Source organism: Granulicella sp. WH15, assembly GCF_009914315.1.
Taxonomy (GTDB): domain Bacteria; phylum Acidobacteriota; class Terriglobia; order Terriglobales; family Acidobacteriaceae; genus Edaphobacter.
Genome location: NZ_CP042596.1, coordinates 1,813,012 through 1,826,387, shown reverse-complemented (window position 1 = coordinate 1,826,387; position 13,376 = coordinate 1,813,012). Strand labels below are relative to the sequence as shown.

11 protein-coding genes are annotated in these 13,376 nt (G+C 57.0%); 10 read left to right on the top strand and 1 reads right to left on the bottom strand.

Annotation, left to right across the window (positions count from 1 at the left end; genetic code table 11):
- The first annotated feature begins 43 nt into the window (after positions 1-43).
- From FTO74_RS07605 to pqqE, 5 genes are all read left to right on the top strand, one after another.
- Entirely contained in the window at positions 44-1,183 is a 1,140-nt protein-coding gene (locus FTO74_RS07605; protein WP_162537606.1) for a dipeptidase, read from the top strand.
- 164 nt (positions 1,184-1,347) lie between these two features.
- Positions 1,348-2,256, top strand: a complete 909-nt coding sequence (pqqB, locus tag FTO74_RS07595; protein ID WP_162537605.1) for a pyrroloquinoline quinone biosynthesis protein PqqB — start codon at positions 1,348-1,350, stop codon at positions 2,254-2,256.
- 16 nt (positions 2,257-2,272) lie between these two features.
- A complete protein-coding gene (pqqC, locus tag FTO74_RS07590; protein ID WP_162537604.1) occupies positions 2,273-3,022 on the top strand; it encodes a pyrroloquinoline-quinone synthase PqqC in 750 nt (249 codons plus the stop codon).
- Entirely contained in the window at positions 3,019-3,303 is a 285-nt protein-coding gene (gene pqqD, locus FTO74_RS07585) for a pyrroloquinoline quinone biosynthesis peptide chaperone PqqD (RefSeq protein WP_162537603.1), read from the top strand. Before pqqC ends, pqqD begins: the two co-directional genes overlap by 4 nt.
- A complete protein-coding gene (gene pqqE, locus FTO74_RS07580) occupies positions 3,300-4,439 on the top strand; it encodes a pyrroloquinoline quinone biosynthesis protein PqqE (RefSeq protein ID WP_162537602.1) in 1,140 nt (379 codons plus the stop codon). The genes pqqD and pqqE overlap by 4 nt, the downstream gene beginning before the upstream one ends.
- Before the next feature lie 177 nt (positions 4,440-4,616).
- Here pqqE and katG read toward each other — a convergent pair whose 3' ends face one another.
- Positions 4,617-6,800 carry a catalase/peroxidase HPI gene (katG, locus tag FTO74_RS07575; RefSeq protein ID WP_162537601.1) on the bottom strand — a complete coding sequence of 728 codons (2,184 nt, stop codon included), beginning with the start codon at positions 6,798-6,800 and terminating at the stop codon, positions 4,617-4,619.
- A 143-nt stretch (positions 6,801-6,943) separates the two neighbouring features.
- On the opposite strand from katG, the gene FTO74_RS07570 reads away from it, so the two are divergent.
- The 5 genes from FTO74_RS07570 to FTO74_RS07550 all read left to right on the top strand — a co-directional run bounded on the left by FTO74_RS07570 (position 6,944) and on the right by FTO74_RS07550 (position 13,144).
- Positions 6,944-7,807 (top strand): hydrogen peroxide-inducible genes activator, encoded by an 864-nt coding sequence (locus tag FTO74_RS07570; RefSeq protein ID WP_162537600.1) that lies wholly within the window; start codon positions 6,944-6,946, stop codon positions 7,805-7,807.
- A gap of 137 nt (positions 7,808-7,944) precedes the next feature.
- Positions 7,945-9,129, top strand: coding sequence for a lactonase family protein (locus FTO74_RS07565; protein ID WP_255462560.1), 1,185 nt, complete (start codon positions 7,945-7,947; stop codon positions 9,127-9,129).
- A gap of 188 nt (positions 9,130-9,317) precedes the next feature.
- The gene (locus FTO74_RS07560; RefSeq protein ID WP_162537599.1) at positions 9,318-10,868 is read left to right on the top strand and encodes an FAD-binding protein; all 1,551 of its coding nucleotides are present in this window, start codon (positions 9,318-9,320) and stop codon (positions 10,866-10,868) included.
- 21 nt (positions 10,869-10,889) lie between these two features.
- Complete coding sequence (locus tag FTO74_RS07555) at positions 10,890-12,059, top strand: beta-propeller fold lactonase family protein (RefSeq protein WP_162537598.1); 1,170 nt, start codon at positions 10,890-10,892, stop codon at positions 12,057-12,059.
- Positions 12,060-12,217: 158 nt separating this feature from the next.
- Positions 12,218-13,144 carry a hypothetical protein gene (locus FTO74_RS07550; protein WP_255462559.1) on the top strand — a complete coding sequence of 309 codons (927 nt, stop codon included), beginning with the start codon at positions 12,218-12,220 and terminating at the stop codon, positions 13,142-13,144.
- The last annotated feature ends 232 nt before the right edge of the window (positions 13,145-13,376 follow it).

The following is a 13,376-nucleotide window of genomic DNA, read 5'->3' as shown; positions in this document are numbered from 1 at the left end:
CCTGCACACGGCTTGAAGCGTGTGGGAAGGCTAACATATCTCAATGAGGGATTTTCTTGCCGAGGCACGGGCGCTGCACGCGGAAAGCGTCGTTCTGGATGGACATGCGGATACTCCGCAGCGTTTTGTGGATGATGATTGGGAGTGGACCGGTCAGCCCCTGGGCCTGGGACAACTTTCGGAGGAGACGGCACGTGCCGGTGGGCTCGATGGCGAATTTCTGATTGCATGGCCGGAGCCGGGGTCGTGGTCGGGACGGTTTGCCGAGCGCACGCGAACACTTATCGCCAGCGTTCATACGCAAGCCGCAAAGCATCCGGAGGCCCTGGCGGTGTGCTGTTCTCCTGCGGAGATTCGTGCGGCAAAGGCTGCTGGACGGTTTTCCGCCATGATCGGCGTGGAGGGTGGGCACGCGATCGAGAACAGCCTGGAGTTGCTGCGGGAGTTCTTCGCCAGCGGCGCGCGATACATGACACTGACCTGGGCCAACTCGACGGAGTGGTGCGGATCGAGCGGTGAGGGCAAAGGCGCGAAGGGGCTGAGTGAGTTTGGCCGGGATGTCATACGCGAGATGAACCGGTTGGGCATGTTGGTGGATGTTTCGCACGTGAGCGACGCGGCCTTCTGGGACGTGCTGGAGACGAGTTCGGTGCCGGTGATTGCTTCTCATTCGTCGTCGCGTGCGTTATGCAAGGCGGTGCGCAACCTGACCGATGAGATGGCGGTCGCACTCGCGAAGAAGGGCGGGTTGGTGATGGTGAACTTTTATGCCGCGTTTCTCAGCGATGCTTGGCGAGCGGCGTATGTGGCACAGCGTCCCGAGGTGGAACAGGCACTCAAACCTGTAAGGGAGCAGTATCGCGAGCGGGGCGAGCCGGTTCCATTTACTGCAGAGTTAGCGGTGATCCGGCCCTATGCGCGGCAGTTGCCACCGGTTCCCTTCTCCGTACTGGTGGATCACTTCGATTATTTGTTGCGGCTGGTGGGCCCAGACCATGTCGGGATTGGCTCGGATTTCGATGGGATTGCCCTTTCGGTCGAGGGGATGGAGAGTGCCGCGGACCTGCCGAAGGTAACGGCTGCGCTGCTCGAGAGAGGATGGCAGGCCGGTGAGCTAAAGGGCCTGCTGGGGGAGAACCTGCTACGTGTGATGGAAGCGGCGCAACCCTTTGCGGCTCAATGAGTAACCCGCCTGAATCCCTCCTCCATTGACAGAGGCAAGTCAACGCCCCTACTATCTTTCTCAGAGGTGAACGGTATATGAAGCAGTGGAATACGCCCAGCTATGAAGAAGTCTCGCTCTGCTGCGAGATCAACTCCTACTCGCCTGCCGAGATTTAGGCCGCAGTGCGTCTACATCTGCTGGGGGCCGCCGCAGGTGGCGGTCTTCCCCAGTGGAACTGTGCTTGTTCCAACTGTCAGGCCTCCCGCTCTCATCCCACTCTTGCACGATCCCAGTCGCAGCTTGCCGTCTCTGCGGATGGAAATGACTGGCTGCTGGTAAACGCCTCTCCAGACCTGCGTGACCAGCTTTCCCGGACGTCTTTTCTTCATCCTAAGCCGCAATACGGTCTGCGCCATACGCCTGTGGCCGGCGTACTGCTGACCTCGGCTGATCTGGACCACATTCTGGGCCTTCTCCTGATGCGCGAGTTCACGCCGGTCTCGATCTATGCGACCGATAGCGTGCTCTCTGTGCTGGAATCGAATCCGTTCTTTTCCATGCTGGAGCGTGTGCCAGGCCAGAAGCGCACACAGACCATTCGGCACGATGTTCCTCTGCTCCCGTTGCCGGGATTGAAGATCATTCCTATCGAGCTTCCTGGCAGCTTCCCTATGCACATTCCGACAGCGATGAGAGACCGATTGAAGCTGAACGAGATGACACTGGGCGTGCTCTTCGAATCGAGCGAAGGCAGGCGAGCCGCCTATCTTCCGGCACTACCGTCCATGACGCCTGAGCTGCTGGACCTGCTCAGCAACTGCAATGTCGTGATGGTGGATGGAACGCTATGGAGCGAGGACGAGCTGCAGCGTCTGCAACCCGGTACGCCGTCCGCTACCGAGATGGGGCACATGCCAATTGGGGGACCGTATGGGTCGTTGACAGCTCTGCGGGGTCTGACTCATGTGCGACGCATCTACACCCATATCAACAACAGCAATCCCATCCTAGCCAACGGATCTGAGGAGCAAAAAGCCGTGCTGAATGCCGGCATAGAGATCGGTTACGACGGGATGGAGATCAACCTCTGATGGAGATGGACTTCTGATGGCAGAGATGCTCGATAAGCAAGGGCTTCGTGACTACCTGCAACGCACCGGCGAAGCCATGTATCACCACACCCATCCGTTCCACCTGCGAATGCACGCGGGCGAACTGACGCGTGGGCAGATGCAGGCGTGGGCGCTGAACCGCTTTTACTACCAGAGTATTATCCCGATCAAGGATTCCATCATTCTGTCGAAGTCGCACGATGCGAAGTTCCGCCTGGCGTGGCGCAAGCGCATTGTGGACCACGACGGCGACCCCGCACATCCCGAGAAGCCGGGAGGGATCGAGAAATGGATTCAACTTGCGGAGGCAACCGGTCTCGATGCCGCATACGTACAGTCCTACAAGGGCATCCTGCCGGGCGTCCGCTATGCGGTTGATTCATACGTCGATCTCGTCACGCATAGAACGCTGCTGGAGGCAGTGGCATCGTCGCTGACGGAGCTTTTTGCAGGCAACCTCATCGCGTTGCGCATGGATGCTTTGCGCAAACACTATCCGTGGGTCGTGCCGGGGCTCGCGTACTTTGAAGGGCGTCTGACGCAAGCTCCGGAAGATGCGAAGTTCGCCTTCGATTACGCCTTCGAGCACGCGACCACGCCGGATCTACAGGAGCTTGTGGTCGAGTGTCTGCGCCGAAAGTGCGCGTTACTGTGGGCCCAACTCGACGCCATCTATTACTCGTATGTTGAACCGGGGAATATTCCGCCTTCGCCTGGCGTCTTCCGTCCGGAGCCGAGCGCATGATCGATACGTCAAACAGAGTGCCACAGCTTGCGCGTGGGTGTCGGGTGCAGTCGCGCAACGAGGATGAAACAGTCCTTCTGATTCCCGAAGGGCTACTACGGTTGAAGGGAGCAGCGGCAGAGATCCTCGCATTTGTGGATGGACAGCGTACCGTCTCACAGATCACCGATGCCCTTCAGGCGCAGTATCCCCCTGAGGCGCACGCACAGATCGCTCAAGAGGTGGATGGGTTCCTGCGCAGCCTACATCAACGCAGTGTTCTACTCTTCAAAGAAGCATGATCGAAGCCCGTAACAATCCGCAGTCTCTCGCGCTTCCGCAGCCGTTGTCGCTGGTCTGCGAGTTGACGCATCGCTGCCCATTGCACTGCATCTACTGCTCGAACCCCCTGGTGATGCAGTCCGCGGATGCTGAGCTTTCGACCGAGACGTGGTCGCGCGTCTTCCGCGAGGCAGCCGCGATGGGGATCGTACATCTGCATCTCACCGGTGGTGAGCCGTTGGCAAGGCAGGACCTGCCGGAGTTGATCGCCGCGGGACGTGAGGCGGGCCTGTATCTCAACATGATTACGTCGGGGCTTGGGCTTACTGAGCAACGCCTGCAATCGCTGGTCGATGCTGGTCTCGACCACATGCAGCTTAGCCTGCAGGATGCCGACGAGCAGCAGGCGAACCAGTGGGCGGGTGCTCGCGTGCACGCGAAGAAGCTCGAGATGGCAAAGCTCATCAAGGCTCAGCCGAACCTCGCCTTCACGGTAAACATCGTCGTGCATCGGCAGAACCTTGACCGGCTGGAGGAGATGATCGCCCTGGCTGAGAGCATGGGGCCGGAGCGTATTGAGATAGCTCATGTTCAGTACTATGGCTGGGCGTTGAAGAACCGAGACACCCTGATGCCCACCCGGGCGCAGTTGGAACGCAGTATTCGCGTGTTGCAAGAGGCTCAGGGACGCCTGAGCGGCCGCATCCATCTGCAGGCAGTGGTACCGGACTACTTTGCGAAGTATCCCAAGGCCTGTGTCGGCGGCTGGGCGCAGCAGTTGCTGCTGATTGATCCGGCGGGCCGTGTGTTGCCATGCCACTCAGCCGGGATTATTCCGGGCATGGTGTTCGATTCCGTTCAAGATCGCAGCCTTGATTGGATATGGCGTGATTCCGCAGCCTTCAACCGCTTCCGCGGGGAGGACTGGATGCAGGAGCCCTGCCGCTCGTGCGATCGCAAGAACATCGACTTTGGCGGCTGCCGCTGCCAGGCCATGCAGATTCTGGGCGATCCCGATGCGACCGATCCAGCCTGTCATCTGAGCCCTCATCACCAGGAGCTTATTGAGATCGCCGAGGCCGCATCGGGTAGAACGGCGGACATGGTCTATCGCATCTTGACTGCAACGCCAGCCGTCGAAACGCACCTTAGCTAGATCAACACAAGCTCGCCTGGATAGACTCATCCTCCCCAACAGGGCTTTTCAGTAAAGGCTAAGCCCTGTTAGTTCCCTTCCATAAGCAGAAACCGTTCGCGCCTCGACTTGATCCGGGTTATTCCGGATCAAGTCGAGGTGCGAACGGCATAAGCCCCTGCGGCCTACCTTACGAGATTACGCAAGGTCGAAGCGATCAAGGTTCATCACCTTGGTCCAAGACGCTACGAAGTCATGGACGAACTTCTGCTGCGCGTCCGCGCTTCCGTAGACTTCGGCCACGGCTCTTAGCTGCGAGTTGGAGCCGAAGACGAGGTCCGCACGTGTAGCCGTCCACTTAAGCTCGCCAGTCTTGCGGTCGTGCCCTTCATACACTTCCTTGCTCTCCGAGGTCGCCTTCCACTCCGTGCCCATGTCGAGCAGGTTGATGAAGAAGTCGTTGGTCAGAGCCTCCGGCTGCTTGGTGAAGACGCCATGCCGGGTCTGTCCGACGTTGGTATCCAGCACGCGCAGACCACCCACCAGCACCGTCAGTTCAGGCGCGGTCAGCGTCAGCAACTGCGCCTTATCCAGCAGCAACGCCTCAGCCGGTACGCTGTACTCGGCCTTGAGGTAGCTACGGAAGCCGTCCGCAGCCGGCTCGAGCACCGAGAAAGATTCCACATCGGTCTGCTCCTGCGAGGCGTCCGTGCGCCCCGGGATAAAGGGAACGGTCACGGTGAGACCAGCATTCTTCGCTGCCTGCTCGACGCCTGCGCAACCAGCCAGGACGATGAGATCGGCGAGCGAGATCTTCTTGCCGCCCGACTGTGCGCCGTTGAATTCGCTCTGAATATCCTCGAGCGTCTTCAGCACCTTCGCCAACTGCCCAGGTTGATTGACCTCCCAGTCCTTCTGAGGGGCCAGACGGATGCGGCCGCCGTTTGCGCCGCCACGCTTGTCGGAGCCACGGAAGGTGGACGCCGACGCCCAGGCGGTAGAGACCAACTGCGAGACCGACAAGCCCGAAGCAAGGATCTTGCTCTTGAGCGAAGCAATGTCCTGCTCATTGACCAATGCATGACCGACCGCGGGGACGGGGTCTTGCCAGATAAGCTCCTCGGCAGGAACCTCCGGTCCGAGGTAGCGTGCGCGCGGCCCCATGTCACGGTGTGTCAGCTTGAACCACGCACGGGCAAAGGCATCCGCAAACGCATCGGGATTCTCATAGAAGTGCCGCGAGATCTTCTCGTAAGCCGGATCGAGACGCAGAGCGATGTCGGTGGTCAACATGGAAGGCGCGTGGCGCTTGGACGAGTCGTGCGCATCCGGAATCGTGTTGGCGCCAGCATCATTCTTCGGCTTCCACTGGTGCGCACCTGCCGGGCTCTTCGTCAGTTCCCATTCGTAACCGAAAAGGTTCCAGAAGAAGTTGCTGCTCCACCGCGTTGGCGTGCTGGTCCAGGTGACCTCCAGGCCGCTGGTGATCGTGTCGCTACCCTTGCCCGTGCCAAAGCTGTTCTTCCAGCCAAGGCCCTGATTCTCGATACCTGCACCTTCCGGCTCAGCTCCCACGTTGGAGGCAGGGCCAGCGCCGTGGGTCTTGCCGAAGGTGTGGCCGCCCGCGATCAACGCAACGGTCTCTTCATCGTTCATCGCCATGCGGCCGAAGGTCTCGCGAATATCCTTGGCTGCCGCAACGGGGTCGGGATTACCTTCGGGACCTTCGGGGTTGACGTAGATCAGACCCATCGTAGTTGCACCAAGGGGATTCGCAAGGTCGCGCTCGCCGGAGTAACGCTTGTCTGTACCCAGCCAGGTGGTCTCCAGTCCCCAGTTGACATCCTGATCCGGCTCCCAGACGTCCGCGCGCCCGCCGCCGTAACCGAAGGTCTTGAAGCCCATCGACTCCAAGGCGACATTACCAGCGAGAATCATCAGGTCGGCCCATGAGATCTTCTGGCCGTACTTCTGCTTGATCGGCCACAGCAGGCGACGCGCCTTGTCGAGGCTCACGTTGTCGGGCCAGCTATTGAGGGGTGCGAAGCGCTGCTGGCCTCGGCCACCGCCACCACGACCGTCACCGGTGCGGTACGTACCTGCGCTGTGCCATGCCATGCGAATGAACAAGGGACCGTAGTGGCCGAAGTCCGCAGGCCACCAGTCCTGCGAGTCCGTCATCAGAGCCAACAGATCCTGCTTCACCGCTGCAAAGTCGAGGCTCTTGAACTCTTCCGCGTAGTTGAACTCCTTATCCATAGGATCGGACAGGGAGGAGTGCTGGTGCAGAATATTCAGGTTCAACTGGTTCGGCCACCAGTCACGGTTCGATGTGCCTACGCTCTTCGCTGGATGAAAGGGGCACTTCGCTTCGCTTGACATGCTTTCTCTCCTTTTACTGGTTGAGTCCAACTATCAGGGTCCGCTTGGAGCCCGGATATAGTTTGTCTCGACCAGATGAATGTAGCATTATGGAGGTCGATAGCTCCAATACATAATTCCCATACGGAGTATAGGTATCACCTATGGAGTTTCACCAGTTACGTTACGTTTGTGCTATCGCGGAGACGGGCAGTTTCAGCCGCGCCGCCGAACGCTGCCAGGTCGCCCAACCCTCGCTCTCTCAGCAGGTTCTGAAGCTCGAAGAAGATCTGGGGGCAAAGCTCTTCGACCGCCTGGGCCGCAGTATCCGCCTCACCGAGGCTGGTCGCGCCTTTCTGCCCCACGCCCGCTCCGTTCTGAGCCAGATGGAGGCGGCGCGGTCCAGCGTGGCCGATAAGAGTACGGACATTCACGGCAGCGTGGCCGTGGGCGTTATCCCGACCATTGCTCCCTACCTGATGCCGCGCTACACGGCGTCCTTTACAAGGAAGCATCCGGAAGCGAAGCTGCGCATTGTTGAAGAAACGACGCCGATTCTAGTCGAAAGCCTGCGAGACCTGTCGATCGATCTTGCGATTCTGGCCCTCCCCCTGCGCCACAGAGACCTGGAGCTGTTTCCCATTCTCACTGAGCCGCTCTTTGCCGTTCTGCCCAAAGGTCATCCCCACGCCTCTGCCAAATCACTCGCCATCAAGGATCTCCGCGGAGAATCCTTCGTCATGCTACGAGATGGCCACTGTTTTCGCGACCTCAGCATAGACGCCTGCACGCACGCACGCATCACGCCTCATATCGCGTTCGAGAGCGGCCAGTTCAGCAGCCTCTTCGCAATGGTCGCCGCCGGTGTCGGCATCTCACTCGCGCCCGAAATGGCCATAGACCGGAACGCCGGTTGCCGCTATGTGCGCCTCAGCGACGTGCGCGCGACTCGCACCATCGTCGCCGCCATTCTGCGTGGACGCAGCTTCAATCGCGTCCAGCAGGCATTTCTATCAGGAATCAAATAATTACGGCAATGGATCAGTCGGCACAGCATTGGGAAAGAGCCATCGCTCACCATGAGCGATCATTAAACTGGCTCACTAGCTCTGTGAGCCTCCGGAAGACGCCTCCCTCACCACTCCAGTTCAGGTAGAACAGTAGAATGAACTCGCATAACTTCCCCGAGGCGCGCATGATCTCACGACGTAGTTTCCTAGTCTCACTACCTGCCATAACGCTTTCAGCTCGCACCGCCTTTGGTCGCGCCGGTGCTCCTATGCAGACCCGGCGCATCTTTATCGGTACAGGCGGACGCGGCCCTGGACAAGGCATTTTCACGGCCGATTGGAATGCAGCCACGGGTGAGATTGGAGTCATCACCCTGGCAGCAGAGGTTGCCTCGCCTACGTTCCTGGCCACGCACAGGAGAGGCACTGAGAGCCTCATCTATGCGGTTACAGAGGCTGGGGGCAAGGACGCCAAGATAAGCGCGTACACGACGGTGGCAGGCGAAGCGCGCCTCAAACTGCTCAATATCTCCGATACGCAGGGTGGAGGTCCGACTCATGTGTCGGTCTCACCGGATGGCCGTTGCGTCTTTGTGGCGAACTATGGTGGTGGCAGCGTGAGCTCTTATCGTGTGCTTGCCGATGGCTCGCTCTCCGGGCCTGTCTCGCACTTCCAGTTTAGTGGCAGTGGACCAGTCCAAGAGCGTCAGGAGAAGCCACATACTCACTCTGCGATTACCTCTCCTGATGGCCGGTTTGTATTCGTCAATGATCTGGGGTTGGATCGGATCATGATCTATCGGTTGGACTCCAACACTGCCGAGATGACGCCTTGCGACCCTCCTTACTTTTCTTCACGGCCGGGCAGCGGCCCTCGGCACCTGGCATGGAATCCCAATGGGCGATTTGTCTACTGCGCCAATGAGCTTGATTCCACGGTCGATGTGCTGGCATGGGATAAGAAGAAGACGTCGTTGCGCTTGATCGGCTCTCTGTCGTCGCTCCCGGAGAACTTTCCGAAAGGCACCGCGTTTGTCGGCGAGATCGCATCTTCTGCCGATGGCAGGAATGTCTATGCCGGAAACCGTGTGGCTGACGATACGATTGCCGTCTTCGACGTGAACAGGAAAACAGGCCTTCTGACACAGGTGCAGCTTGCGGACGGGGGCGGTAAAAACGCCCGTCATATCGCACTGGATCCCTCACAGCGCTGGCTGGTTATCTCACACCAGGACAGCAATGATCTTACCGTGCTGGAACGGAACCAGGTAAACGGAAGACTCTCGTCTCCCATTCATTCTTATCCTCTCAGCAAGCCGATGTGCGCCGTTTTTGTGTAATCACATTTTCTGTTCGAAGCAGGACATTTGTCCGATTGCAGGAACTGTGCACGCAAAGAGCATGGGAGTTGTCGTCAAACTAAACTTACGATCTAACTGGAAGACGCCAGCGGCACGTGTTGCGACACGCGCCGCTGTAGCCACTGTGCTTAGATGGCTGTCGATTTCAGTTGGGCTGATTGGAATCTATGGCTGCCACGGTTACGAAGCAGGACCCCCGCTACCCTACGCTTTCGAGAGGCAAGAATGCACGATTTCCCGCAAAGCCATCGGACGCTGTTTCGCGGATAGAGGTATGCGAGAGCGCGGCCGAAGCGGCTGAGGCTCTACAACGCATCGTAAGCGCGGGGTTGCGACCCACTGTTCGCTCCGGCGGTCATTGTTATGAGGACTTCGTTGCCAATAATCCGAATGGCGCGATTATTGATGTAAGTCTACTGAATCACACATCGAGCGCGCCTGGAGGAAAAGGTCCATATCAGGTTGGAGCGGGAACGGTATTGGGTGCTGCCTATACCGAACTCTATCGGAAATATAATTTGACCATTCCAGGGGGCAGCTGCTATTCGGTAGCAGCCGGAGGACATCTTAGTGGCGGCGGCTATGGGCTGTTGACTCGTCTTCAAGGACTCTCTGTGGATTGGATAACCGGCGTCGATATTCTGACGGTCGAAGCCGATGGCAAAGTCGTAAACCGCCATGTTAGCAAGGCGCAAGATGCCGATCTATTTCGCGCGTTGCGCGGTGCTGGCGGGGCAAACTTTGGAGTCATCACCAGCTTCTATTTCGATAAGCTCCCGCCAGCACCGCGAAGCTTGAGTAGCGCGGGTGTCTCCTTCCCCTGGGAGACCATGACGGAAGAAAAGTTCATCCATATTGCACGGACCTATGGAGAGTACTTTGAGAAGAGAGGCCAGGAACCAGATACATGGGCACTCTTCACCTTTATGGGACTAACGCATAAAGGAATCGGTCAGCGCATTGCTGTCAGCGCCTCTTACCATCACATGGATGAAAAAAACGATCTCAGCATCCCGACAGAGTTTCTTGACTTGTTTCTGAAGTGCGGCGATGCTGAGGCGCTGGCGGACCCGGCTATCACCGGACACCAGCAGCAACAACAGGCAGGACGCCAGCAACAACTGACTCCCTGCATAGCTGGACAGCATCGCTTCACCACACGTCCCTGGCTCGACGCGACAATAGGCGATGGTGGAGGAGCTGGCGCAAACGGAACGACGCGCGGGAAATACAAATCCTGCTATATGAAGAAAAACTTTACCGTGGAGGAGCTGCGACGCATGTATGCGCATTTGACGCGAGACATCCCCGGTATGACGACCGGCGGCATCATTGCTGTCGACTCCTACGGTGGCGCGTCGAACAAGCCCGCTATGGCGAATGAGACCGCTATCCCGCAGCGCGCGTCAATCATGAAGCTGCAGTATCAGATGTACTGGCAGAATCCTGAAGAAGATGAAGCTCGGCTAAAGTACTTCGACGAACTCTACACCGATGTGTACTCAGCCAACATGGACGCAAAGCACGCCGGAACCCCGTTCCATAACAATTTTTATGAAGGCTGTTATATCAATTACCCGGATGTAGATATGGTGCGATATCCATTCTGGCCGGAGCTCTACTACGGAACAACAGGCCTTTATCCCTTTCTCCAGGGCGTGAAAAAGAAGTACGACCCCAATAATATTTTTCATCACAGCATGACGGTCCGAGGCTAGACATAGCCCGAGAGTGGAGCGATGGACACCATGACCAAACAACCGAGCCAATGGACGCGGCGGACGTTTTCAACTGGATTAGCAATATTTGCGGGAATACCTTCTCTTAGCCTAAAAGCCTTGGCCAAGTCACTGAATGACGATCAAAAAGATGCAGCCGGATTTGCTTATATTGGCTCGGAAGCAGGTGAGGGTGCGATCCACGTCTTCGATACCACCGGTGACCATTGGCGGCCAATGCAGAGAGTCCCGGCCATGCGGCCAGCCCATCTGGAAAGACACCCTTCCCTTCCGATCCTCTACGCAGTTCATGCAGTTGACCTATGGGATCATCTTCCCCGTGGCGCAGTAAGTGCATATTCTATCAATGCCTCTTCGGGCCGCCTGCAGCTACTCAATACACGCGCCTTGTCGCTTTCGGCCACGTCTCCACGACATGCAGTAGTAACCGATAACGGAGCGCACCTGATTGTTGCAGCCCAGAAGGGCGGCTCGTACGATCTCCTTCCCATTGCCTCCGATGGAAGTTTGATGGCCTCTGAAAGCGTTAGAAAAGAGGTTGGTCTCGTGGAAGGGCTTATAACGAAAACAGCACAACCGAGATGTATCCTTCGGCATCCGGATGGCTCGACACTTCTTACAGCCGATTCCGGCAACGAGGCAATGCATTCCTTCAAAATAGAAGCTGGCTTGCTACAACGCCAAGCAAGTCTACGTATTCATCCGCAGGCAGGGCCTTCACAGATTGACCACTCCAGCGATGGGAAGTGGATCTATGCGCTGAACTCAATCAATGGCTCTCTCAGCGTCCATGCTTGGAATCAGGTCTCCAAACAGATTTCCGCAGCTTCTCAGGTTATTGCACTCCCCCGGCCCGGGGCAACACTTATGGCGATGCATCCAGAAAGACGTTTTCTTGTGACGGCGGGTGTAGATGACCGCGCGCTCGCCATACATTCTTTGAGCATCGACCATCGGACCGGACGCTTGGCTCTCGTTGAATCGACGCAGCAGCGCGAAAGACTCAGTGCTCTTGCTTTTTCGCCGAACGGGGAATATCTGGTAGGAGTTGGTGCAGACTCCGGCCAAATCATTCGCTTGAGCTTCGACTCCCAAACAGGCGTAATCCGCAATCGCCAGAGCATCGCACAAGTTGATTCCGCATCCTGCGTTGCCTTTCACTCAGCCTGATTCGCTTGAGTTCTCAGGAGCCCCATACGATGTATCCCTTCCGTCGCAAAGTGGGGCGCTACATGCTCATCCCGGCGATAGCGCTCTTTAGCCGTACTGTATCTGCACAAACCAACTCGGGGGGGGTACCGATGTCGCCTCCCGCGTCCAGTACCTGCATGAATCTTCCTCATGCAGATCATCCGATGGCGAGAATAAGCAATGGCAAGTTGAGTGCCGTCATCTTTTTACCAGACAAGGATCATGGATTTTATCGCGCCTCTCGTTTCGATTGGGCGGGTATCGTGGGTTGCGCCTCTCTAGATGGTCATACCTTCTTCGGCGAATGGTTCAAAAAATACGATCCCATGTCGAACGACGCTGTGGCTGGCCCTGCGGAAGAGTTCCGTCATCCGACAAGTGAACTAGGATACGATGAAGCAGCTCCGGGAGGCCTCTTCGTCAAGATCGGCGTCGGTGTCGTAAGACGTATCGACGACTCTCCTTATCGTTTTGGCGGTGCCTATCCCATTGTGGATAACGGAAGATGGAAGGTGAAGGTTCATAAGCGATCTATCCACTTTCGTCAGGAGCTTCATTCTCCTATGGGATTTGCTTATATCTATGAGAAGGTTCTTTCCTTGGATGAGCATGGCAATGTACTGAGCCTCGAGCATCACCTGAAGAACATTGGCACGAAGTCTATTGACACCGCCGTGTACGACCATGACTTCTTCATGCTCGACAACAAGACTACGGGGCCAGATATGAAGATCCATCTTCCATGGACACCTGTTCCCGACTCTGCTCTTCCTAGCTCTGCACAGATAACCGGAACAACTATTCAATTTGTCTCACAGTTGCAACCGCAACATGGGGTAGGCAGCTATCTTACTGGATATTCTGACAAAGTATCCGACTACGACATCCTGTTTGAAGATCGATCTACGAAACTGGGAGTAGAACAAACCTCCGACTCGCCCATCAATAAGTTTTACTTGTGGGCCACCCCAAAGACAGTCTGCCCGGAAGCTTATATAGCTATCCATGTGGCTCCTGGAAAAAGTCAGGAATGGACTATACATTACCGCTTCTTCACTAATTAGTTTTATCCACGCTTCTCAGAGCAATAAAAAGGTCGGCATCCCGAAGGATGCCGACCTTTTAGTTTTTTCTTTTAGAAGGTGTACTTCGCCGAGAGCTGCAGTTGACGCGGCACTAAACATGACAAAGTAATGGAACAGAACGAGCTATAAACAAAAATAGATCAATTGGCCTAGCAAGCAGCCTGTCACGTTGCGCTATACGCATCAGGCATAACAAGCATCTAGCGAGAGC